Source organism: Polymorphobacter megasporae (genome assembly GCF_018982885.2).
In the GTDB taxonomy this organism is placed as follows: Bacteria; Pseudomonadota; Alphaproteobacteria; order Sphingomonadales; family Sphingomonadaceae; genus Polymorphobacter_B; species Polymorphobacter_B megasporae.
Genome location: NZ_CP081848.1, coordinates 3,357,155 through 3,379,367 on the forward strand (window position 1 = coordinate 3,357,155; position 22,213 = coordinate 3,379,367).

Below are 22,213 nucleotides of genomic sequence, written 5' to 3' on the forward strand. Positions count from 1 at the left end.
CATGACCCTTCCCCTCGCCCCCCTCCTCCGCATCGGTACGTATACCGTGACGCAGCATATCAAGGGCGGCAAATATCCGCTCGTGCTGATGCTCGAGCCGTTGCTCCGCTGCAACCTCGCCTGCCCCGGCTGCGGCAAGATCGATTATCCCGATACGATCCTCAACCAGCGGCTGAGCTACGACCAGTGCATGGCCGCGATCGACGAGTGCGGCGCGCCCGCCGTCTCGATCGCCGGCGGCGAGCCGCTGCTTCACCGCGACATGCCCAAGATCGTCAAGGGCTATATCGCCAAGAAGAAGTTCGTCATCCTCTGCACCAATGCGCTGCTGCTGAAGAAGAAAATCAACGACTACGCGCCGTCGGCTTACTTCACGTGGTCGATCCATCTCGACGGCGATAAGGGCATGCACGACCACGCGGTCGACCAGGACGGCACCTACGAGGTCGCGATCGAGGCGATCGAGCTGGCCCAGTCGAAGGGCTTCCGCGTCCAGGTCAACTGCACCGTGTTCGATGGCGCATCGTCCGAACGGCTCGCGGGCTTCTTCGACGAGATGACCCGCCGCGACGTCGAGGTGACGCTGTCGCCCGGATACGCGTACGAGCGCGCCGCCGACCAGGAGCATTTCCTTAACCGCGAGCGGACCAAGACGTTCTTCCGCGACGTGTTCCGCCGCGGCGACGGCGGCAAGGCGTGGAAGTTCACCAACTCGCCGCTGTTCCTCGACTTTCTCGCGGGCAACCAGAGCTACGAGTGCACCCCGTGGTCAATGCCGCTGCGCACCGTCTTCGGCTGGCAGAAGCCGTGCTACCTCCTCGGCGAGGGCTATGTGCAGACCTTCGCCGAGCTGATGGAGGGCACCGACTGGGACCAGTATGGCGTCGGCAAGTACGCCAAATGCTCGAACTGCATGGTCCATTGCGGCTTCGAAGGCACCGCTGCGACCGATTCGATCAAGCACCCGCTCAAGATGTTCGGCATCGGCCGCAACGGCATCCGCACCGAAGGCCCGATGGCGGCGGACATTGATTTGTCGAATGCTCGCCCGGCGGAGGACAACTTCTCCGACCATGTCGAGAAGGAGCTGGAGCGGATCAAGACGGCGGACCCCGAGGGGTGGAAGCGGGTTCAGCGCGCGGCTTAGAAGTCGACCGATGATCAACGCCATTCCGGCCATTTTGGCAGGATTGGCCGGTTGGTTTGGTGGCTTGGCAGCGCCGGTCGGTCTCGCGAAGTTTTTCTGGCGCGAGGCCACCAACCGCCCGCAAAGGTGGTGGCTTCATCTGATTGCCGGCCCGGTAATTTGCGCGGTCGAATTGGGCTGCGTCCAGTTCATCGTTTGGTCCGCACATGATAACGGCGATGGTCCACCCGGGCTCGGCTTTTTGATAGCTCCGCTGTTCGCCGTCACCGCTGGGACATTATCTGTATATTATTTATTTCTGACGATTAGGATCGTGATGTGCTCCGTAATCGCTATGAAGCTCATGCGAGAGCAGCGGGGTTTTGAATGAGCACAGAGCGTCTCCGAGTCGTTACTTTACTTGAGGGCGGTAGGCTGACCTTGCCCGCCGACTTGCGCAAACTGCGGGTTGGACTGCGAATACCGAATTGATCGTTGAGGAAGTCGCGAATGGCGTCCTGTTGCGGCTAAACCCAGCGAAGGACTAATAGCTAAGTCGCCGCACAGACTTGCTGCGGAAACAACGACCCCGTAGTCCCGCCGTGGCCAAGCTCTAAAACACCCGCTTCCCGCCGACCCACGTCTGGCTGACTTTCGTTCGCCAGATTGTCGCGGGGTCATCCACGAACAGGTCGTGGTCGACGATGATGAAGTCGGCCCATTTGCCGGGGGTGAGCGTGCCGACGCGGGTCTCGGCGTGCGCGGCATAGGCGGCGCCGGTGGTGAACGCCGCCAAGGCCTGTACCGTGGTCAATTTCTCGGCCGGACGCCAGCCGCCCGGCGGATTGCCCTCGTGGTCCTGCCGCGTTACTGCCGAATACAGTCCGTAGAACGGGTTGGGCGATTCGACCGGAAAGTCCGACCCACCGGCGAAGCGCGCACCGCTGTCGATCAGCGTCTTCCACGCGTACGCCCCCGCCAGTCGCGCCGCGCCGAGGCGGTTCTCCGCCATGTTCTTGTCCGACGTCGCGTGCGTCGGCTGCATCGACGCGATCACCCCGAGCGAAGCAAAGCGCGGCAGGTCGGCGGGGTCGACGATCTGCGCATGCTCGATCCGCAGCCGCAGGCTCTGCCGCGTCGCCGCCGGGACCCGCGCATACGCATCGAGCACCTGCGCGTTGGCGGCATCGCCGATCGCGTGGGTCGCGACTTGGAAGCCGTGGCCCGTCGCATCGTCGACCCAGCCGCGCAGTTCGGCGTCGCTGTGGAATTGCAGCCCGCGGTTGCCGGGCGCGTCGCTGTAATCGGCCTTTAGCCACGCCCCGCGCGAGCCGAGCGCGCCGTCGTCGTACAGCTTGACCCCGGGCAGCGACAGAAATTCGTCGCCGCTCCAGCCGACCGGGCCGCTCGGCGCGATCGCACGAAGCGAGTCGATTCCGCCCGCCATCGCGGTGATCCGCGCGGTCAGGCGGCGGTCGGCATCGAACGCGCGGTAGAGCTTCCAAGTCCCCGGATCGATGCCCATGTCGGCGGCCCCGGTCAGCCCGACCGACGCCATGATCGCGAGCGCCTTGGTCAGCGCCGCGGTGGCCTCCGCGGGAGTCGGTTGCGGCAGGTGCTTGTCGACGAGCTGCTGTGCGCCGTCGACGAACACTCCCGACGGCGCGCCGCCCGGGCCACGCTCGATCCGCCCCCCGGCGGGGTCAGCGGTCGCTGCCGTGACGCCCGCCGCTCGCAGCCCGGCCGAGTTGGTCCACCCCGCGTGGCCGTCGACGCGGTTGAGCCAGACCGGGCGGTCGCCGACGGCGGCATCGAGTTCGGCTGCGGTCGGGAAGCGCCCGAGCTGCCAGATCTCCTGATTCCACCCGCCGCCGACGATCCAGCGCGCGGTCGGGTTCGCCTTGGCATACGCCTTGACCCGCGCGAGCGCCTCGGCGAGCGATTTCGTGCCCGTCAGGTCGACCGACAGCGCGCGGTAGCCGAGCTCCATGATGTGGCCGTGCGCGTCGATCAGCCCGGGCAGGACGGTCGCACCGTGCGCGTCGACCACCGTTCCCGCGGGCGCGGCGACGCCCTTCGCCAGCGTCGCCTCGACCCGGCCATCGTCGCCGACGACGAGCGTGCCGAACCGCGTCAGCGTGCCCGCATCGTCGAGCGTATAGCCGTTGGCGTTGACCACCACCGTCCGCGCGGCGAGCGGGGCGGCGAGAACGAGCGTTGCCACGATGCCGATGTGCCAGATCGTCATTTCGCCCCCATCTGCAACCGCCCCAGTGCCCGGAACGCGCGCTCCGCCGCCCAGCCGGTGCGGATCAGCGCGCCGAGCTGCCCCGGCTGGCGCAACAATGACCGCAGAACCGCGGGCAAGTCCATCGCGCCGTCGGGCCGCATTCCGACCAGCGCCGCAGGCGGCAGGCCGTGCTCGACGCTGTCGGAAATCACCCGCAGCGCGGCGAAGCGGCGGCGGTGGCGCTTGGCGACTCGCGCGGCGACCCCGCTCTCCATGTCGACCGCGATCGCACCCGTCGCGGCATAGAGCGCGCGCTTGGCGATCGCGTCGGCGACGGGACGCTCGCTCGCGGTGACGCGTCCGCGCCGTGCGCCGGCGGGGACAAGGAACGGCGCGACCTTGCCCTCGACGACCCAGTCGCCGGGCTTGAGGCCGCCGACGAGCGCGCCCGCGAGACCAATACTGAGGATCGCCGATGCCTGCCCCGCCAGCGCCGAGAGCTCGCGTTCGAGCCGCGCCGCGTCGCCGCCACCGGCGATGACGACGACGCCGTCGCGGGCGATCAGCTTCGCCTCGCGCAGCAGCCCGGTCGCGACGAGGATCATAGCGCGGGGATCAAAGCCCGTGCGCGACGTGGACGCTGTTGCTCGCGCGCAGGTTGCGATACCGCGCCAGCGCCCACAGCGGGAAGATTTTCGCATAGCCGTGGTAGCGGAGGTAGAAGACGCGCGGGAAGCCGCCGCCGGTGTAATCCTCCTCGGGCCACACGCCGTCATCGCTTTGGTTCGCCGCGAGCCACGCGACGCCACGCGCGACCGCGGGGTGTTGCGCTTCGCCCGCCGCCATCAGCCCGAGCAGCGCCCATGCGGTCTGCGATGCGCGGCTGTCGGCGGCGACATGGCCGCTGCGGTCGAGCGCATAGCTGTCGCACCCCTCGCCCCACCCGCCGTCCGCGTTCTGCACCGCGATCAGCCAGTCGGCGCCGCGCCGGACCGCCGGATCGGCACCGCTCAGCCCGGCCGCGTTGAGCGCGCACAGTGCCGACCACGTCCCGTAGATGTAGTTGACGCCCCAGCGCCCGAACCAGCTGCCGTCGGCCTCCTGCTCCTTGCGGAGATACGCGAGCGCCGCCGCCATTCGCGCCGATCCGACCGGCTCGCCGAGCTGCGCGAGCATCGAGACGCAGCGCGCGCTGACGTCGGCGGTCGGCGGGTCGAGCAACGCGCCATGGTCGGCGAAGGGGATGTTGTTGAGGTAATGGTAGCTGTTGTCGGCGTCGAACGCGCCCCAGCCGCCGTCCTTGCTCTGCAGCCCGACGGTCCATTCGGTCCCGCGCGCGATCGCCTCGTCGTAGCGCGCACCGACCCGCCCGCGCGCGCGGTCGAGCGCGCAGACGACGGCGGCGGTGTCGTCGAGGTCGGGGTAATGCGCGTTGTTGTACTGGAACGCCCAGCCGCCGGGGCGCAGGTCGGGGGCGTTTTCCGCCCAGTCGCCCTTCACATCGAGGACCTGGCGCGGGATCAGCCAGTCGAGCCCGGCGTCGGCGGCGGCTTCGGCAGCGGGGCTGCGGACTTCGAGCATCGCGTGTGCGGCAAGCGCGGTGTCCCACACCGGCGAGAAGCACGGCTGGCAATAGATTTCGCCGTCTTCGCGGCGGACGATGAGCTTTTCGACGGCGGCGCGGGCGATGTCGCGGTGAACGGGGTCGCCTAGCGCGTCGAACATCATCACGCTGTTCGCCATCGCCGGGTAGATCGCACCGAGCCCGTCGTCGCCGTTGAGCCGCTCGACGACGAAGCTGCGGCAGCGGTCGATCGCGCGCGCGCGCAACCGCTTCGGCCACAAGCCGTCGCCCGCCTTGAGCACGACATCGAGCGCGCCGAATGCCGCCTTCCAGAACGCCTTCGCCCCGGCGACGTTCGACTTCGGCTTGACCGTCGCGCGCGGCAAATACAGCTCGTCGACCTTGATCCCGCGCGGGTTCTTCGCCACCGGGCGCAGCGCCGCGAGGACGAGCAGCGGCACGATCACCGTCCGCGCCCAATACGCCATCTTCGACAAATGGACCGGAAACCAGCGCGGCGCGAGGATCAGCTCGGGCGGCATCGTCGGCACCGTCTGCCACGGCCCGGCAGCGAACAGAGCGAGCTGGATACGGGTGAAGACGTTGACCGCCGCCGCCCCGCCATGGGCGAGGATCGCGGCGCGGGCGCGGGCCATATGCGGCGCGTCGACGGCGTCGCCGATCATCTTGAGCGCGAAATACGCCTTGACCGTCGCCGAGATGTCGAACGCGCCGCCGTGGAACAGCGCCCAGCCGTCGTGATCGCCCTGGATCCGCCGCAGGTAGCGCCCGATGCGTGCCTCGAGGTCGAGGTCGTCGGGCTCACCGAGGAAATGGCGGAGGAGGATGTATTCGGCGGGGATCGTCGCGTCGGCCTCGAGCTCGAACACCCAATGCCCGTCGGGCTGCTGGAGGCGGGCAAGCGCATCGGCGGCGCGACCGACGGCGGCGTCGAGTTCGGCGATCGTGACGGCGGAGCCAGTCGCCGTGGTCACGGCGGACGCGAATGCCGGATGGTTAATGACTGACATTGCCCCTGTTTACAGCCGAAGGAGTCGAAACGCCAAACTTTGTAAGGTCAGGGCTCGACTTGGGGGATCAGGACTTGGCTTGCGCCAGGGTCGCAGCGGTCACGCCCGAGCGGATCGCGCCCTCGATCGTCGACGGCAGGCCGGTCTGCGTCCAGTCGCCCGCGAGAAACAGGTTGCGCGTCGCGGTTGCGGCCGGGGGGCGCAACGCGTCCTGCTCGACCGTCGCGGCAAAGGTCGCGCGGCGCTCCTTGACGACCTGCCACGCGGGCATCGGCGCGGTCAGGGCGAGTGCGGCGGTGACCTCGGCCCAGATCGCGGCGGCGAGGTCGGCACGGTCGCGGTCGACGACGGCGTTCGCCGCGCTGATCGTCACCGAGATGCGATCGGGGAAGGCGAAGATCCACTCGGTGATGCCGCCGAGGACGCCGAGGATCGCGGGGGCATTTGGGGGCGGCGGGACCGCGAAGTGCAGGCTAACGATCGGGTTGAACGCGGTCGGCACGCGCAGGCCGGGGAGCAGCGTCGCCGCGACCGGGGCCGGGACCGCAAGGATCACCGCGCCGTCGACAGGTTCGATGCCATCGGCAAACGTCAGCGATGTCAGCTGCTTGCCACCGAATTCTAATGCGGTCAGTCGCCGCGTGCGGATGTCCGCGCCCCTTTCCCGAAGGTACGCGAGCGCCGGGTCGACGAACGCGGCGGCGAGCGTCGGATGCGCAATCAGCGGGCGGCAGGCGGCACCACCGCGCGCGAGCGAGCCGCGGACGACGGCGCTGGTGAGGGTCGCCGACGCTGCTGCGGGTGGGGTGTTGAGCGCGGCGAGGAGGACAGGTTCGAGGAGCTTGTCCCACAGCGGGCCGTGCGTCGCGACGACCTCGCCGACCGTCGCTCCGGCGGGAGTGCGCAGCAGCCTGGCGAGCGCGAGATAATCGAGCGGGCCGGTTCCGGGCACGCGCCGGGCGGCGGAGAAAATCCACCACGGTACCGGCCCGTCGTTGGGCGCGACGGTGAAGGCGCCCTTGTCCGGGCTGGCGTTCTTCAGGTCGACGAAGCCGAACGCCGTATGCTCGGGGCCACGCAGCTGATCGCTCGCGCCGATCCGTCCGAGATACGCCATCACCGCGCCGTTGCCCGACAGGACGAGGTGGTTGCCGTTGTCGATCGTCAGTCCGGTCGCGGCGTCGGCGTACGACCGGCAGCGACCACCGGCTTGGGGAGCGGATTCGGACAGGATGACGTGGTGCCCGGCAGCGGCGAGCTCGACCGCAGCCGACAAGCCCGCGAGCCCCGCGCCGATAACGTGGACGGTCACCGCAACACGCCGACCTTGATCACCGTCCACAGCAAAGCCGCCTTCCGAAGCTTGACCCGCGAGCGCGGGCGGTGCCAGCCGGTCGCCTCCATCATCGCGAGCGTCTTGGAGTACACCCCCGCCATCAGCCGCGGCGCGAACAGATAGCCCTTTGGACGCTCGGCAAGGATCGCCTTGGCATGGGCGTAGTGCTTGTGCGCGAGCGCCGCGAGGTCACGCGCGACGCCGTCGATCGCCGGGTTGGCGGCGACCACCATCGGATCGTCGCCGACAATCCCGTGCGCGACCAGATGTTCGCGCGGCAGATACAGCCGCCCGATCGCGGCATCTTCGTCGATATCGCGCAGGATATTCGTCAGTTGCAGCGCACGGCCGAGGTGATGCGCGAGCGCGATGGCGGGCTCGCCGGTCATGCCGAAGATCCGCACCGACAGCCGCCCGACCGCGCTCGCGACACGGTCGCAGTACAGGTCGAGCGTCGCCATGTCGGGGGCGCGGATATCGGCGGCGACGTCCATGTCCATCCCGTCGATGACAGCAAGAAAGTCCTCCTTGGCGAGGCCGAAATGCGCGACCGCATCGGCGACCATCGACGCCCGCCCCGGCGGTCCCCCGGCGTAGAGCGCCTCGATATCGCCGCGCCATGCGGTCAGCGCGGCGGCGCGGTCGCTGCGGCCGCGGTCGATATCGTCGGCGATGTCGTCGACCGCGCGGCAATAGGCGTAGACCGCGAACATCGCCTCGCGCTCGGCCTTCGGCAACACGCGCATCCCGGCGTAGAACGAGCTGCGCGAAATCTGGCCGTTGAGCGCGACGCGGTCGTCGTCGGTCACGCGACCACCGCGGTCAGGGCCAGCCATGCGGCGCGAGGCTTCGAGTGGGCGACGCGCTCGGCGAGCGGGTCACGCACCTGCAACTGCCGCGCGAGATCCTCGGCGAGGCGCTGGATCACGCGCACCTCGGCCGCGAGCCTCCGGTCGCGGAGCATCGCCGAAAATGGCGCGGACTGCGCGAGCAGCGCCTCGGCGCGGCGGGCGAGGTCGGCGATGATCGTGCGCAAGGCGGGCGGCGAGCGCGTGCCGCCGAGAACGTCGATATCGAGACCTGCGGCGTTGAGCATGTCGTCGGGGATATACACCCGGCCCATCTCGCGGAAGTCCTTCCCGCAATCCTGGAGGTGATTGATGATCTGGAGCGCGGCGCACAGCGCGTCCGACGCGGGCCATGTCGCGCGATCCTCGCCGTGGACGTCGAGGACGAAGCGCCCGACCGGCATTGCAGACTTCGCGCAATAACCGAGAAGATCGTCGTAAGTGGCGGTGCTGGGGGTCGTCACGTCGCGGACGAATGCTTTCAGCAGGTCGAGTGCGTGGTCGCGGTCGAGGCGGCGGGCGGCCATCGCTTCGCGCAGCGCGAGCGAGGTGGGTTCGGCCTCGGCTTCCCCGGCGATCGTCGCGCGCATCGCCTCGAGCCGGTCGAGCTTGGCTGCGGGAGGGATAGGGGCGTGGTCGGCGATGTCGTCGGCAGCGCGAGCGAACCGGTAGAACGCCATGATCGGCGCGCGGTTGGCGGGGCGGATCAGCCATGAGGCGACAGGGAAGTTTTCCGTTGTTGCGGTGCGGTTGGGGGTCATGCGCTCGCTTTCGCTTGGGCGCGGCCCTTCCACTGGCCCCCTGCCCCGCGCCACGTCTGCACCGCCGAAACCAGCGTGTACCAGCCATAGACCAAGGCGATCAGCGGCACCGCCGCGCCCCACACCGGCGAGCGGCGATAGAAGCGGAGCATCGGCTGGAACGCCGCCGACATCATCCCCCACGCCAGCGCACCGCCGAGTTTGCCCGCGTCCGAGCCGACGAACGTCAGCAGCGGCGGCGCGACGAAGGTCAGCGTGAGGCCGACCAGCGTCCCGGCAAGCAGCAGCGGCGAATAATCGAGCTGGGCGTACGCCGAGCGCGAGATCATCGCGCCAATATCGCCAATCCGCGGGTACGCGCGCAGCGACACTGAGCGATCGGTCAGCAGCAGCGCGATCGGCCCCTGCGCCTTCATCACCCGCGCCAGCGCGCAGTCGTCGATCAGCGATCCCCGGATTGCCGCGATCCCCCCGGCGCGCTCAAGCGCGGCTCGATCGACGAGCATTACCCCACCCGCCGCCGCCGCGACCTTCCCCGGGCGCGCGATTGCGCGGAACGGGAACAGCATCGCGAAGAACCAGACGAAGGCGGGAACGAGGAAGCGCTCGGCGGCGCTGTCGCAGCGGAGGCGCGCCATCAGCGAGACGAGGACGCGTTGCTCAGTCACCGCGCGGGCGACGAGCGACCGGAGCGTGTCGGGGGCGTGGACGATATCGGCGTCGGTCAGCCAGAGGTAGGTTGGCTCACCCGCGGCGGCGATGCCTTGCGCGACGGCGGCTAGCTTGCCGGTCCAGCCGGGGGCGAGCGGGGATGCGGGGAGGACGGAAAACCTCCCCTCCTCCTTGGGGGAGGGGTCGGGGGTGGGGAGTACGCCGCGCGCTCGGGTCTTATCCCGAACGACTGCCCCACCCCCGGCCCCTCCCCTGAAGGGCAGGGGGGCAGACGCAGCGCCTTGGGAACTCGCAGAGGCAGCGTAAGCCCGCCGCGCAACCTCGGCCGTCTCATCGCTGCTCGCATCGTCGACGAGGATGATCCGAAACTCCCCCGGGTAATCCTGCGCCGCGAGGCTCGCGATCGCGCGTCCGACCACCGACGCCTCGTCGCGCGCAGGAACGACCGCGACGACGCTCGGCCAGCCCCCCGGAGTGGCGAGCATCCCCGCGTCGCGCTCGGCCATCCGCCACCATCCGCCGCGCGCGAACAGCAATATCCCCCAGATGACCACGACGAGCCCGCCGAGAACGCCGCTCACCGCAGCATCCCGGCCGCGCCAAACCATGCCAGCGCGTCGGCAAGCGCAACGCCGTACGGCCGCGCGGTGTAGCCGAGCTCGGCCTCGGCCTTCGCGCTCGTGAAATACATATGATGTCCCGCCATCCGCAGCGCGTCGGCAGTGAGGAACGGCTCGCGCCCGGTGATTTGCGCCACCGCCTCCGCCGCCCATGCCAGTGGGAACAGCGGGCCGCGCGGCAGCGAGATCGTCGGCGGCTTGCGCCCGACCAGCCGCGCGATATCGCCGAGCATCGTTCGCAGGCTGACGTCCTGCCCGCCGAGGATATAGCGCTCGCCGATCCGCCCGCGCTCGAACGCCAGCACATGCCCGCGCGCGACGTCGTCGACGTGGACGAGGTTGAGCCCGGTATCGACGAACGCCGGGATCTTGCCCGTCGCCGCCTCGACGATGATCCGCCCGGTTGGCGTCGGGCGGACGTCGCGCGGGCCGATCGGGGTCGAAGGGTTGACGATCACCGCGGGGAGACCGTCGGCAGCGATCATCGCCTCGACGAGGCGTTCGGCGACGACCTTGCTCCTTTTGTACGCGCCGATCGCGAGGTCGTGGGTCAGCGGATCGGTCTCGTCGGCCGGGAGCCGGTCGAGGCCGAGCGTCGCCACCGAACTCGTATGGACGATCCGCTGCACCCCCGCCGCAAGCGCGCTGCGCATGACGTTCTCGGTCTGCGTCCGGTTGTTGCGGACGATCTCCTCGGGGTCGCGCGCCCACAGCCGATAGTCGGCGGCGACATGGACGACCCCTGCCGCTCCCCCGCACGCCGCCGCGACCGCGCCCGGATCCATCAGGTCGGCGGTGACGATCTCGGCGTCGAGCCCGAGCAGGTTGTCGCGCGGGCTGCTCGCCCGGACGAGGACGCGGACACGGTACCCCGCAGCGCCGAACGCGCGCGCCACGCTCGCGCCGACGAACCCCGCCGCGCCGGTTACCAGGATCGTCTCACCGTTCATCGCGCCTCCCTAGCCGCGAAGCGCGCGGCGTGGATAGTGTCACCGGCTGTGCAGCCGGAATACTATCGTGCAACCACGCGACAAGTCGCGCGCGCGGGTCTATGGAGCCGCGCGTGACTCAGTTTCGACTTCAACGATGATCGGCGTGGCGACGGTGACCGCGGTGCTGATCGCCTTCGCGGTGGCGGGCATCGGCTATCAGTTGGTTTCGGCATTCGCGGTGTGGCGGACGATTGCTCCCGCCCCGCAACCGATCTGGATCGGCAATGCCCCGTCGGTGACCTTGCTCAAGCCGCTGTACGGGGCTGAGCCCCGGCTCGCGGCAAACCTCGGCGGCTTCCTCACCCAGGACTATGGCGGACGGTGTCAGATCGTCTGCGGCGTCAGCGCCGGCAACGACGGCGCGATCGGCGCGGTCGAGACACTCCGCGCGGAGAGCAACGCCGATATCGCGCTCGTCGTCGACGGCGTCCGCCATGGCAGCAATGCCAAGGTGTCGAACCTCGTCAACATGATGGCGGCGGCGAAGCACGATATCCTCGTGGTCAGCGACTCGGACATCGCGGTCGGCCCCGACTATCTCGCGCGCGTCGTCGGCGCGCTCGCGCTCCCCGGCATCGGCGCGGTGACGTGCCTCTACCACGGGCGCGGCGACTCCGGCGGCTGGTCGAAGCTCGCGGCGCAGGGGATCAGCTACGGCTTCCTGCCCGCGGTCGTCGTCGGCCTGCGGCTGGGCCTCGCCGAACCATGCATGGGCTCCACGATCGCGCTGCGCCGCGAGACGCTCGACGCGATCGGCGGATTCTCGGCGTTCGCCGATGTTCTCGCCGACGACCATGCGATCGGCGTCGCGGTCCGCGTCCCCGGCCTCCACGTCGCCGTCCCGCCGTTCACCGTCGCGCACGGCTGCGTCGACCCGAGCCTGCGCGCGCTGATGCGCCACGAATTACGCTGGAACGTGACGATCCGGCGGCTCGATCCACTGGGCTATCTCGGCCATGGACTGGTCAATCCGCTGCCGTTCGCGGTCGCGGCGACGCTCGTCCATCCGGTCGCGTGGCCCCTGCTGCCGGTGGCACTGGCGGCGCGCGCGCTCGTCGTCGCGGCGGTCGACCGTGTAACCGCGAGCCGCGCTGCGCCGTATTGGTGGCTACCGGCGCGCGATTTCTTGACGTTCGGACTTTTTATTGCCGGGTTTCTGGTGCAATCGGTCGACTGGCGTGGTGCCCGCTTGAAGGTCGCCCGCGACGGCAGCATTTCTGGTCAAGATCCCGTGGTCGCCCGATCACACAACGCCCGTGGTCGCTCGACCACACACAACGAAGGCACGTCCGATGCGTAGTCTCTTTCTTCAGGGTCCGTCGTTCGACGGCTACGACGGCGGTGCCGGCGCGCGCTATCAGATGAAGCGCGAGGTCAAGTCGTTCTGGTACCCGACATGGCTAGCGCAGCCCGCCGCGCTCGTCGAAGGGTCTAAGCTGATCGACGCCCCGGCGCACGACCTGTCGTGGGACGACATCGCGCACGAGGTCGACGACAAGGATCTCGTTGTTCTTCACACCTCGACGCCGAGCTTTCGCCAGGACATCCGCACTGCGGAGCTGATCAAGGCGCGCAATCCCAAGGCGCTGATCGGCATGATCGGGGCGAAGGTCGCGGTCGAGACGCAGAAGTCGCTCGAGGCGTCGACCGCGATAGACTTCGTGTGCCGCAACGAGTTCGACTTCACGATCAAGGACGTCGCCGACGGCATTCCGCTCGCCGACATCGCCGGCATCAGCTTCAGGAACGCCGCGGGGGAGATCGTCAACAATCCCGACCGACCCGTCATCATGGACATGGACACGCTGCCGTGGGTCACGCCGATCTACAAGCGCGACCTCGACCACACCAAGTATTTCGGCGGCTACCTGCTCCACCCGTACATCAGCTTCTATACCGGGCGCGGGTGCAAATCGCGCTGCACCTTCTGCCTATGGCCGCAGACCGTCGGCGGGCACAATTACCGGACGCGGTCGATCGAGAACGTCGTCGAGGAGGTCAAGTACACGATCAAGACGTGGCCCGACCTCAAGGAAATCTTCTTCGACGACGACACGCTGACCGACAACGCCCCGCGCGTCGAGGCGCTCGCGCGCGAACTCGGCAAGCTCGGCGTGACGTGGAGCTGCAACGCCAAGGCCAATGTTCCGCGCAAGACGTTGGAAATAATGAAGGCAGGCGGGCTGCGGCTGCTGCTGGTCGGCTATGAGAGCGGCAACCAGCAGATCCTGATCAACATCAAGAAGGGCCTGCGCACCGAAGTCGCGCGCCAGTTCACCAAGGACTGCCACGACCTCGGCATCGTGATCCACGGCACCTTCATCCTCGGCCTGCCCGGCGAGACCGCCGAGACGATCGAGGAGACGATCAACTACGCCAAAGAGCTCAATCCGCACACGATCCAGGTGTCGCTCGCCGCGCCGTATCCGGGGACGTTTCTGTACAAGCAGGCGACCGAGAACGGCTGGTTCGACAATTCGACCGACCTGCTCAACGACGACGGCGAGCAGATTGCCCAGCTCAGCTACCCCCACCTCCCCGCCGCGCAGATCTTCGATGCGGTCGAGGATTTCTACCGCCGCTATTATTTCCGCTTCAGCAAGATCAAGGACATCGTCTGGGAGATGCTGCGCGACTGGAACATGATGAAGCGCCGCCTGCGCGAAGGCGTCGAGTTCTTCGAGTTCCTGCGCCATCGGAAAGAGGCGGCGTAACCGCTTGAAGCGGCTCGTCGTCACCGCCGACGACTTCGGCAACGACGTTGCGGTCAACGAGGCGGTCGAGATCGCGCACCGCAGCGGCATCCTGACGGCTGCGAGCCTGATGGTCGGCGCGCCCGCTGCCGCCGATGCGGTCGCCCGAGCCAAGACGATGCCAGACCTCGGGGTCGGCCTCCATCTGGTCCTCGTCGACAGCACGCCGGTCCTGCCCCCCGAACAGGTACCCGGCCTCGTCGACGCGCGCGGCCGGTTTCGCGACAACATGGCGCTCGCCGGGGCGGCGATGTTCTTTCTCCCAGCGACCCGTCGCCAGCTCGCCGCGGAGATCGAGGCGCAGTTTGCCGCGTTCGCCGCGACCGGGCTGCCGCTCGACCACGTCAACGCGCACAAGCATTTCCACCTCCACCCGACGATCGCCGGGCTGATCGCCAGCATTGGCGCGCGCTATGGGCTGCGTGCGGTCCGCGCGCCGATCGAGCCGGGGGCACCGTCGCTGACCGACCCGTGGGCGAAGCTCGTGCGCCGCCGCTTCCGCGGACACGGGATCGGGGTCCCCGACGCGGTGTTCGGGCTGCGCTGGTCGGGAGCGATGACCGCCGACCGTGTTCGAGAAATTATCCAGCATCTCCCCGACGGCCTGAGCGAAATCTATTTTCACCCCGCGACGCGCGACGATTACCCTGGGCACGGCCCCGCCTACCGTCACCGCGACGAACTCGCCGCGTTGATCGATCCCGAGGTGCGCGCGGCAGTCGTCGCGGCGTGCGCCCGGCTGGGAAGTTTCGCCTCGGCATGACGCGCGTCATCATCCTCCTCCTCACCGTCGTCGGACTGATCGGTGCCGCGCTTATCGTCGGTTCGGTCGGGGTCGAGCCGGTCATCGCCGCGATCCGCGCGATCGGCGTCGGCGGCTATGTCGTGTACGTCGCCTACACCGCGATCGTCCTCGGGCTGCTCGGCGCGGCATGGCGTGCGGTCGCGCCCGGCGGCGGTCCAATCGGAGCGTACGTCTGGGCGCGGACGGTGCGCGAGGGGGCGACCGACGTTCTCCCCTTTGCGCAGATCGGCGGCCTCGTCGTCGGCGGGCGCGCGCTGACCGCGCAGCGTGTGCCGAGCGACCTCGCCTACGCCTCGATGATCGCCGACCTGACGACCGAGATGGCGTCGCAACTGATCTTCACCCTGTTCGGCGTCGGTGCCTTGCTGCTCGCGCTCGGCGGCGGGTTCGACAGCGGCGGCGTGCTCAAACTCGTCCTCGGCGGCCTCGGCCTGACGTGCGCGTTGCTCGCGGCGCTGGCGTTCGGACAGCAGCCGATGCTGAGCGCTGCCGCCCGGATCGGCGAGCGCCTGTTGCCCGCGTCGGTTACCGGCCTCGCCGCCGTCCAGTCGCGGCTCGCGGCGATCTACCGCGACCGCGCCGCACTCGCCTGGTCGTTCGGCTTCAACCTCGCGGCGTGGGTTGCGAGCGGCATCGGCGCCTGGCTCGCGCTGCGGCTGATGGGGGTCGCGATCGGCCCGGTCGCGGTGCTGGCGATCGAAAGCCTGATCTTCGCCGTCCGCTCGATCGCCTTCGTCGTCCCCGGCGCGCTGGGTGTACAGGAAGGCGCGTACCTCCTCCTCGCCCCTTTGTTCGGGCTCGACCCGCAGGTCGCGGTGGCGCTGTCGCTGCTCAAGCGCGCGCGCGACCTGACGATCGGGGTGCCAGCGCTCTTATGGTGGCAGGCGAGCGAGGGGCGGAAGTTACTGGCGTAGCGCCTGCGGTCTGCCTCTTCGCGCCGGCCAGCCGCATGGCTCAATGCTCCGTCGATGTTCCGCCCAGGCGACGTCAATCAGCTTCGGCCTAGTGACGCTAGCGGCCCCGAATCAAGGTGTTCCAAAATCCGATTGAGAGCCGCGACGTTGGTCTCGTCTTCGGCGCTTCCGAGCGCGTCCTGCAGTACCGCGCGGATGTCCTCGGCTTTGACCTGCTCCATCTCCCAGTTCGGATAGAGCCGCTCGCGCCGTTCCTCACTCCAATCGAGCGAAACGACATCGTAATGGCGCGGATCGCCACGCAGGCTCGCGATCAGATTTTGGACGTGGGCGGCGGGCCCTTCGATCCACTGGAAGAAGACGCCGCTGCCGAAAACCAGAACCCCGGTAATGCCACGGGCGAGATTGCTGCGTTGTGCCGCCTCGACGATCCGATCGACCGCAACGTCGTCAATGCCTTCGGCGGCACGGCTGCAGTAGACGAACGTATAAAGCATGGGCGCGGCTTCGTCTTGGTCAGCGCCGCGCGGGAAACCGGGTTCATCGAACATGGAATGGCTCGCTGTGTCTATGCCAGGCAACCGTATCGCCCGGTGCATGAGGCCGAGTTAGCGCATCTTTTTTATCTGCGTAACCCGCCCGAACCGATGCCGTCCATCTCCACTATCCGCTGCCCGAAGACGCAGGCGTTCACTTCCAGCCCGACGGGCCTGACGCACAAGGCGTAGACGTCGAGCGCCGCAGAGTCCGATAGCGGCCGGACTGCTAAACGCTCGAAGAGCGAGTAAGCGTGGCCGCGAACCACGGTTGCTGCGACTTGAAGCTGCAAATACCGGCAGCCCGAAGTGGAGGTTCATCGAAGATGACGCTCGCGGGCCGCCGGCAGTTGCGTCAGGCGGCGAACACGGTCTTGATCTCGGCTGCGACCTGCACGACGTTTTCATCGAGCACGTAATGTCCAGAATCAAGCCAGATTAGCTTGACGTCGGGCAAGTCGTTCAGATAGGCGCGGGCCCCGGGCGGAATGAAGAAGGGGTCCTGCTCCCCCCAGACTATTAGGGTTTTGGGCGTATGCGCCCTGAAGGCCGCCTGCCATTCGGGATAGAGCGCAATGTTGCTCTTGTAGTTCTCGAGAAGATCGACTTGGCAATCCTGATTGCCGGGCCGGTCGAGCAAAGCCTGATCCAGCACCCAATTGTCCGGGTTGATCGCTTCGGGGTTCTTGGCGCCCACCAGCCAATGATATTTGGTCCCCGCCAGGCTGACGAAGTCGCGCGCTGCCTTTTCGGTTTCGGGCGTGCGGTTTTCCCAGAGCGGCATCAGCACCGCTTTTGGGCCGTCTCCAACGCCTTCCATATAGGCGTTGGTGTTCTGGATGATGAAGCCGTCGACCTTGTCAGGACGGGCGGTGAAGAGGCGGAAGCCGACGGGGCCGCCGTAATCCTGCATATAGAGGACGTAGGACGCCAGCCCCAGCACGTCGACCAAGCCCGCCACATGGCTCGCGAGATTGTCGAAGGTGTAGGCGAACTCATCCCGCGACGGCGCATCGGAGTGACCAAAGCCGATGTAATCCGGCGCGATCAAATGAAACCGGTCGGCCAGCGCCGGCATCAGATCGCGAAACATCTGGCTGCTGGTCGGCAGCCCGTGGAGCAGCAGGATGGTCTGCCGGCTGGGGTCACCCGCTTCGCGGTAGAAAATGGTGCGGCCATTCACCGTGGCGGTGCGGTGCAGAATTTGGGTGGTCATGACGGCTGCTCCTGGTTTGCGCGCGCTCGGCGGACCGCCGTCGTGTCGAAGCTGCTTTGGCCCTTTCGATCGCCGCCCGGCAGCGTGCATCATCGGAATGCTTTCTATCGAAAGTTGGTAGGGCCTCGGACCGTCGTGCGAAGTTAGTCGAGATGCGACGGGTCGGCCCTGCGTCAACCGGGACCGTTGATCGGGTGATGCGCGCGGCGCAGTTCACAGGGCCCACCCGGACACGACGTCTTGGGCCACTCCGTTTCACCAAGCACGCCGTGGTCAGGCCCGGTGTCCCGTTGTCTTCCAACGCAAAGGCTCTCGATCTTCATGCAAGCAGCGGGTGACGAGGGCGATGCAGCGGCCAATATCGGCGAGGCCGTCGAGCATCGGTCGACACCGGCATCCATAGGCCTGGTTGCGACGCGGCTTGCAGAAGTCCTCGCCAAGGGAAACGTCATCTACGTCGCGACCGACGAGCAACGCGCTGCTGCCGTCGCCAACGCGCTGGCTCAAGCTGCTCCAGAGGCATTGATCTTGCACGTGCCTTCGAGCGACGCGCTGCCAGGCGACGATGCGCCGGCGTCGCCCGCCAATATCGGTCGCCGCGTCGCTGCGCTATACAAGGCCAGGGCAGCACACAGCGAGCAGCGCGTCGCACTGATCGCCAGCGCCGAGGCCGCGACACGGCTGTACCCGCCGGTCGCAGCCTTCGATGCTGCGTTGCCCGTTCTCCGCGTCGGCGAAGTCTGCGATCTCGAGACAGTCGGCACCGTGCTCGGCGACCTCGGCTACGTGATCGATGACCGCGTCGACGAACCAGGCGAGTTCGCCGTGCGTGGTCAAGTTGTCGACCTTTTTCCGGCCGACTCCGACCTTCCGGTTCGCGCGGAGGTTGCCGACGGGCGCATTACGGCGCTTCGCGTGTACGATCCCGCGACCCAGTTGAGCAGCAATGAACTCGCATCCGTCGAGATCGGACGCAGCGCCGATCCGTCGCTTGGCGACTGCCCGGTGACGCTGTTCGATCATCTTCCCGGCGCTGACGTCGGACTTGATCCCAATGTCGCAAGCCGCCGCGACCGCTTCGTCGCGCTCGTCGCCGACGCCGCCCGTGCGCGGCCTGGTCAACGCGTCGAGCCGGTCGCTGACAAATCGCGCTGGTCGACGGCTCTTGCCGGCAGATGCAAGATCGAACTCAATGACGGCGAAGCAGCCGACGCGCCGCGCTTCGTCGAGGGCAAGTCCCCGTTGCGCAGCCTCGTTCGAGCGATCAGGGCGGCCCTTGCTGCCGACGTTCGCGTCATCATCGCCGGTGCCGCGCGCGACAACCGGTTCATCGCTCGCCAGTTGCATAAGGCAAAGATCGAAACCGTAGCTGCCGCGTCATGGGCAGCCGCTATCGACCTCAATGGAGTTGCGGTCGCCATGCTGGAAATGCCGGTCGACCGCGGCTGGAAGGCACCCGGCTTGCTCGTTATCGCCGCGGCCGACGTGCTCGGCAGCCGCGCTCTGACGGCCGATGCGCTTACGGGTGGCGGCAGCCCGCTGCTGGCGGAAATCAGCGAACTGCGCCTCGGCGACGTCGTCATTCACGAGGATTTCGGGATCGGCGTAATCTTCGGGCTGGAAGCGCTGCCCGGAGACGACGGCGATGCATTCGTGCTCGAATACGCCGCTGGTGCGCGGCGGCTCGTGCCGGTTGCCGACGCCGACCGCATATGGCGCTACGGCGCAGACGCCGACGCGGTTACCCTCGATCGCCTCGACGGCGCAGGCTGGCAAAAGCGGCGCGGTGAGATCGATGCCGCGATCGCCGAGAGCGCACGCGGGCTGACGGCATTGGCATCCGCGCGCGCTGATCGAAAATGTCCCGCAATCGTGCCCGACGTTGCCGCCTATGAACGCTTTGTCGCCGGGTTCCAGTTTACCGAAACGCCCGATCAGCTCCGCGCGATCGCCGCCGTCCGCGATGACCTTGCCGACGGCAGTCCGATGGACCGGCTCGTCGTCGGCGATGTCGGCTACGGCAAGACCGAGGTTGCGCTGCGTGCCGCCGCGATGGTTGCACTCGCCGGTCGGCAGGTTGTGATTGCAGCGCCGACGACGGTGCTCGTCCGCCAGCATCTCGACACCTTCCGCAAGCGGTTCGCCCGGACCGATGTGGTGGTTGCCGGACTCTCTCGCCTGTCGAGCGCCGCCGAAAAGAAGGCGGTCAAGGCCGGTCTTGCCGACGGCACGGTGCACATCGTCGTCGGCACCGGCGCAGTCGCCGGCAAAGGCGTCGCCTACGCCGACCTTGCGCTCATCGTCGTCGACGAGGAGCAGCGCTTTGGCGCGGCCGACAAGGCGAAGCTGCGCGCCCTGAGTGAAAACGCGCACATCCTGACGCTAACCGCGACTCCCATCCCGCGAACGCTTCAGACCGCGTTGGTCGGGCTGCAGCAGCTATCGGTTATCGCCACGCCACCAGCGCGGCGGCAGCCGATCCGCACAAGCGTCGGCGAGTTCGACGCGGTGACCGTTCGCACCGCGCTGCTCCGCGAGAAGAGCCGCGGCGGGCAAAGTTTCGTCGTCGTTCCCCGGATCGAGGATATGGCTGCGATGGCCGCACGGCTCGCCAAAATCGCCCCTGAGCTGTCGACCCGCGAGGCGCACGGCAAGATGGCGGCGGCCGATATCGACGAGGCGATGGTGCGGTTTGGCGCCGGCGACGGCGACGTGCTGCTTGCGACGAACATCATCGAGGCGGGGCTCGATGTTCCGCGCGCGAATACCATGATCGTTTGGCGCGCCGACCGTTTCGGTCTGTCGCAGCTGCACCAGTTGCGCGGGCGGGTCGGGCGTGGCGGTCGACGCGGGCAGGTCCTGCTGGTCACCGAGCCGGGCGCGACGATCGCCGCCGCAACGCTCAAGCGGTTACGCACGCTGCAGGCGTTTGATCGGCTAGGGGCGGGCTTTGCGATCAGTGCGCGCGATCTCGACATGCGCGGCGCGGGCGATCTGCTCGGTGACACGCAGGCCGGCCATTTGAAGCTGATCGGCGTCGACCTGTATCAGCATCTCTTGAGCCTTGCCTTGCGCGCTGCGCGCGGCGAGGCAGTCGACCACTGGGTGCCCGATCTGCGGTTGGGCTTCGCCGGCCGTCTGCCCGAACACTGGATTCCGGACGTCGAGGCGCGACTGTCGCTCTACGGTCGCCTCGTTCGTCTGCTCGACCCCGACGCAATCGACGCATTCGAGGCCGAACTCGAAGACCGCTTCGGCCCGATCGCGTCGGATGCCGCCGTCCTGCTCGACATCGCCCGGGTTCGGGCAATGGCCCGCGCCTTGGCGATCGCCAAGGTCGAAGCCGGGCCAGCGGCGATAGCGATGACGCTCCGGCCGCACTCGCGCGTTGACGCGGCTGCGGCTGGACTGGTGGGGAAGAAGGGACGCTACCTACTGACCGAAGCGCTCGACGACGGTGCCAGGCGGGTCGAGCGAACCCGCGAACTCCTCGCCCAGATGGAGACGTGACCGCTCCGAGCGACATCAGCTGAGCTAGTCGCTAGCCAAAGGGCGGTTTTCGACTGGCATCGTTCAGCGGGCTTAGTCGCAAACAGCTGGCGTTCGTCCGGCTGGCGACCTGTTGATGTTAGAAGTCGACCGTTAGAGGCTCCTGCCCTGCCCCAAATAGCGCTCGAGATCGTCGCTGCCGCCTATCCGTTCATTATCAATGAAAACCTGCGGGGTCGTGTCGACACTGTGCTTCGCCTCGAACGCATCGACCTCCTCGCGTGACCGCAGGATACGGTCGTCGACGTGGAACCCGGCTTCTTCCAGCATCTGTTTGGCGCGAACGCCGAATGGGCAGGTGTGGTCGGGCAGGATCATGCGATAGAGCGTTGCCGTCTGTTCTTGAGCCATACCAGCCTCCTCGGACACAAGCGCCCACGCCGCTACAGCGAGTTAAGCGGCATGGCGTTCCCGCTGGCACCCTCGTCGTGCCGCCGCACCCGATCGCACAGCCGTGGTCAATGGCCGCCCTCGACCCAGTCGACTCCCGCTTCGCGGAAGGCGTCGGCGAGCGCTGCCTCCAGCTCGAGCGACTCCCAACCCTGGAGCGGGTTGAGGTGCCGAACGAGGTCCGGCAGCAGGCGGACGCCGAAGCGGCGGACCGCGCTGCTCGCCTTGTAGCCGGCCTTGTGCTGATCGAACCGCCAGTCCGGATCCCGCGACGTCTGGCCCACATAAAGGCCCCATGGGTCGCGTCGCGCGGCGTTATCGAGCAGGACGACGTAGACCGAGTGTCGGGCCCTGGCATGGCCCGCCGTGGATGCACCAAGCGCGCGAGCGGCTCGCTCGGCGTTCTTCATCCATGATGGTGCGGGCATCGGTGCTGGCCAGTCCTGCTGCGGCGACACGTATCGCTAACCGCTCAGGCGGGCGAGGACGAGCACCCTTCGGTCGAAGCGTATCAAGAACCGGTGGTCGGCGTTTAAACATCCACTTGCTGACAAGCAGAAGGAATTTGCCAGATTTGACTGCCTCGCGATCCGCATCGCGGTGGAGAAGCCCCGCACGACGACCATCATGTCGCGTCTTAGGCCGAGCTCAGCCAGCGCGGCATCGACCAGACCGGTGAATGCTCCACGGTGGGAGGCCGCGACGTATCGGCAGGCGGCGGTAACGCGGCTGTCAGCAGCGCACCGAGGGGTTGAGATCGAGATCGTTTACGGCGTCCATCGCTGTCTATCCGGAGACCACAACACCTGCGTCTCATGCAACTATACAATGCATTCGCTGCATCTGGCGCAGTGATTAGAGGAGACGCTA

19 protein-coding genes are annotated in these 22,213 nt (G+C 67.8%); 7 read left to right on the forward strand and 12 right to left on the reverse strand.

Going from position 1 to position 22,213, the window contains the following annotated elements:
- Position 1: 1 nt before the first annotated feature.
- Both hpnH and KTC28_RS15750 read left to right on the forward strand, forming a co-directional pair.
- Positions 2-1,147, forward strand: coding sequence for an adenosyl-hopene transferase HpnH (hpnH, locus tag KTC28_RS15745; protein ID WP_216708068.1), 1,146 nt, complete (start codon positions 2-4; stop codon positions 1,145-1,147).
- 10 nt (positions 1,148-1,157) lie between these two features.
- Positions 1,158-1,517, forward strand: coding sequence for a hypothetical protein (locus KTC28_RS15750; protein ID WP_216708069.1), 360 nt, complete (start codon positions 1,158-1,160; stop codon positions 1,515-1,517).
- A gap of 222 nt (positions 1,518-1,739) precedes the next feature.
- Here KTC28_RS15750 and KTC28_RS15755 read toward each other — a convergent pair whose 3' ends face one another.
- The 8 genes from KTC28_RS15755 to hpnA form a co-directional block, all read right to left on the reverse strand.
- Entirely contained in the window at positions 1,740-3,374 is a 1,635-nt protein-coding gene (locus tag KTC28_RS15755; RefSeq protein WP_216708070.1) for an amidohydrolase, read from the reverse strand.
- Entirely contained in the window at positions 3,371-3,961 is a 591-nt protein-coding gene (locus KTC28_RS15760) for a phosphorylase family protein (RefSeq protein ID WP_216708071.1), read from the reverse strand. The genes KTC28_RS15755 and KTC28_RS15760 overlap by 4 nt, the downstream gene beginning before the upstream one ends.
- 10 nt (positions 3,962-3,971) lie before the next feature.
- Positions 3,972-5,915, reverse strand: a complete 1,944-nt coding sequence (shc, locus tag KTC28_RS15765; protein WP_255602085.1) for a squalene--hopene cyclase — start codon at positions 5,913-5,915, stop codon at positions 3,972-3,974.
- Between the two features lie 103 nt (positions 5,916-6,018).
- On the reverse strand, positions 6,019-7,263 hold the full coding sequence (gene hpnE, locus KTC28_RS15770) for a hydroxysqualene dehydroxylase HpnE (RefSeq protein WP_216708073.1): 1,245 nt from the start codon (positions 7,261-7,263) through the stop codon (positions 6,019-6,021).
- Positions 7,260-8,123: a presqualene diphosphate synthase HpnD gene (hpnD, locus tag KTC28_RS15775; protein WP_216708074.1), complete on the reverse strand. Its 864-nt coding sequence runs from the start codon at positions 8,121-8,123 to the stop codon at positions 7,260-7,262. The genes hpnE and hpnD overlap by 4 nt, the downstream gene beginning before the upstream one ends.
- Positions 8,093-8,896 (reverse strand): squalene synthase HpnC, encoded by an 804-nt coding sequence (hpnC, locus tag KTC28_RS15780; RefSeq protein WP_216708075.1) that lies wholly within the window; start codon positions 8,894-8,896, stop codon positions 8,093-8,095. Before hpnC ends, hpnD begins: the two co-directional genes overlap by 31 nt.
- Complete coding sequence (locus KTC28_RS15785; protein WP_255602086.1) at positions 8,893-10,149, reverse strand: glycosyltransferase; 1,257 nt, start codon at positions 10,147-10,149, stop codon at positions 8,893-8,895. Before KTC28_RS15785 ends, hpnC begins: the two co-directional genes overlap by 4 nt.
- Positions 10,146-11,138 (reverse strand): hopanoid-associated sugar epimerase, encoded by a 993-nt coding sequence (gene hpnA, locus KTC28_RS15790; RefSeq protein WP_216708076.1) that lies wholly within the window; start codon positions 11,136-11,138, stop codon positions 10,146-10,148. The genes KTC28_RS15785 and hpnA overlap by 4 nt, the downstream gene beginning before the upstream one ends.
- Before the next feature lie 67 nt (positions 11,139-11,205).
- Between hpnA and hpnI the strand changes: the two genes are divergently transcribed.
- From hpnI to KTC28_RS15810, 4 genes are read left to right on the forward strand one after another with little or no spacing between them, the layout of a single operon-like run.
- A complete protein-coding gene (gene hpnI, locus KTC28_RS15795) occupies positions 11,206-12,480 on the forward strand; it encodes a bacteriohopanetetrol glucosamine biosynthesis glycosyltransferase HpnI (RefSeq protein ID WP_255602087.1) in 1,275 nt (424 codons plus the stop codon).
- Entirely contained in the window at positions 12,473-13,894 is a 1,422-nt protein-coding gene (gene hpnJ, locus KTC28_RS15800) for a hopanoid biosynthesis associated radical SAM protein HpnJ (RefSeq protein WP_216708077.1), read from the forward strand. The genes hpnI and hpnJ overlap by 8 nt, the downstream gene beginning before the upstream one ends.
- Before the next feature lie 4 nt (positions 13,895-13,898).
- On the forward strand, positions 13,899-14,696 hold the full coding sequence (gene hpnK, locus KTC28_RS15805) for a hopanoid biosynthesis-associated protein HpnK (protein WP_216708078.1): 798 nt from the start codon (positions 13,899-13,901) through the stop codon (positions 14,694-14,696).
- Positions 14,663-15,652 carry a lysylphosphatidylglycerol synthase domain-containing protein gene (locus KTC28_RS15810; protein ID WP_255602088.1) on the forward strand — a complete coding sequence of 330 codons (990 nt, stop codon included), beginning with the start codon at positions 14,663-14,665 and terminating at the stop codon, positions 15,650-15,652. Before hpnK ends, KTC28_RS15810 begins: the two co-directional genes overlap by 34 nt.
- A 77-nt stretch (positions 15,653-15,729) precedes the next feature.
- Here KTC28_RS15810 and KTC28_RS15815 read toward each other — a convergent pair whose 3' ends face one another.
- Both KTC28_RS15815 and KTC28_RS15820 read right to left on the reverse strand, forming a co-directional pair.
- Positions 15,730-16,203 (reverse strand): BLUF domain-containing protein, encoded by a 474-nt coding sequence (locus KTC28_RS15815; RefSeq protein WP_216708079.1) that lies wholly within the window; start codon positions 16,201-16,203, stop codon positions 15,730-15,732.
- Positions 16,204-16,543: 340 nt separating this feature from the next.
- Positions 16,544-17,404 carry an alpha/beta fold hydrolase gene (locus tag KTC28_RS15820; RefSeq protein ID WP_216708080.1) on the reverse strand — a complete coding sequence of 287 codons (861 nt, stop codon included), beginning with the start codon at positions 17,402-17,404 and terminating at the stop codon, positions 16,544-16,546.
- A gap of 321 nt (positions 17,405-17,725) precedes the next feature.
- On the opposite strand from KTC28_RS15820, the gene KTC28_RS15825 reads away from it, so the two are divergent.
- The gene (locus KTC28_RS15825; RefSeq protein ID WP_216708081.1) at positions 17,726-20,914 is read left to right on the forward strand and encodes a DEAD/DEAH box helicase; all 3,189 of its coding nucleotides are present in this window, start codon (positions 17,726-17,728) and stop codon (positions 20,912-20,914) included.
- A 132-nt stretch (positions 20,915-21,046) separates the two neighbouring features.
- Here the strand turns inward: KTC28_RS15825 and KTC28_RS15830 are convergent, their stop codons facing one another.
- Complete coding sequence (locus KTC28_RS15830) at positions 21,047-21,304, reverse strand: glutaredoxin domain-containing protein (RefSeq protein WP_216708082.1); 258 nt, start codon at positions 21,302-21,304, stop codon at positions 21,047-21,049.
- A 107-nt stretch (positions 21,305-21,411) separates the two neighbouring features.
- Positions 21,412-21,771, reverse strand: a complete 360-nt coding sequence (locus KTC28_RS15835; RefSeq protein WP_216708083.1) for a GIY-YIG nuclease family protein — start codon at positions 21,769-21,771, stop codon at positions 21,412-21,414.
- Positions 21,772-22,213: the final 442 nt, after the last annotated feature.

What these genes read in the sequence shown, in the direction of transcription:
- KTC28_RS15835 (WP_216708083.1), bottom strand. Translation starts at nt 21,771, where the DNA reads ATGCCCGCACCATCATGGATGAAGAACGCCGAGCGAGCCGCTCGCGCG.
- hpnD (WP_216708074.1), bottom strand. Translation starts at nt 8,123, where the DNA reads ATGGCTGGCCCTGACCGCGGTGGTCGCGTGACCGACGACGACCGCGTC.
- KTC28_RS15755 (WP_216708070.1), bottom strand. Translation starts at nt 3,374, where the DNA reads ATGACGATCTGGCACATCGGCATCGTGGCAACGCTCGTTCTCGCCGCC.
- hpnC (WP_216708075.1), bottom strand. Translation starts at nt 8,896, where the DNA reads ATGACCCCCAACCGCACCGCAACAACGGAAAACTTCCCTGTCGCCTCA.
- KTC28_RS15760 (WP_216708071.1), bottom strand. Translation starts at nt 3,961, where the DNA reads ATGATCCTCGTCGCGACCGGGCTGCTGCGCGAGGCGAAGCTGATCGCC.
- KTC28_RS15815 (WP_216708079.1), bottom strand. Translation starts at nt 16,203, where the DNA reads ATGTTCGATGAACCCGGTTTCCCGCGCGGCGCTGACCAAGACGAAGCC.
- hpnA (WP_216708076.1), bottom strand. Translation starts at nt 11,138, where the DNA reads ATGAACGGTGAGACGATCCTGGTAACCGGCGCGGCGGGGTTCGTCGGC.
- KTC28_RS15820 (WP_216708080.1), bottom strand. Translation starts at nt 17,404, where the DNA reads ATGACCACCCAAATTCTGCACCGCACCGCCACGGTGAATGGCCGCACC.
- hpnH (WP_216708068.1), top strand. Translation starts at nt 2, where the DNA reads ATGACCCTTCCCCTCGCCCCCCTCCTCCGCATCGGTACGTATACCGTG.
- KTC28_RS15825 (WP_216708081.1), top strand. Translation starts at nt 17,726, where the DNA reads ATGCAAGCAGCGGGTGACGAGGGCGATGCAGCGGCCAATATCGGCGAG.
- hpnJ (WP_216708077.1), top strand. Translation starts at nt 12,473, where the DNA reads ATGCGTAGTCTCTTTCTTCAGGGTCCGTCGTTCGACGGCTACGACGGC.
- KTC28_RS15750 (WP_216708069.1), top strand. Translation starts at nt 1,158, where the DNA reads ATGATCAACGCCATTCCGGCCATTTTGGCAGGATTGGCCGGTTGGTTT.
- KTC28_RS15830 (WP_216708082.1), bottom strand. Translation starts at nt 21,304, where the DNA reads ATGGCTCAAGAACAGACGGCAACGCTCTATCGCATGATCCTGCCCGAC.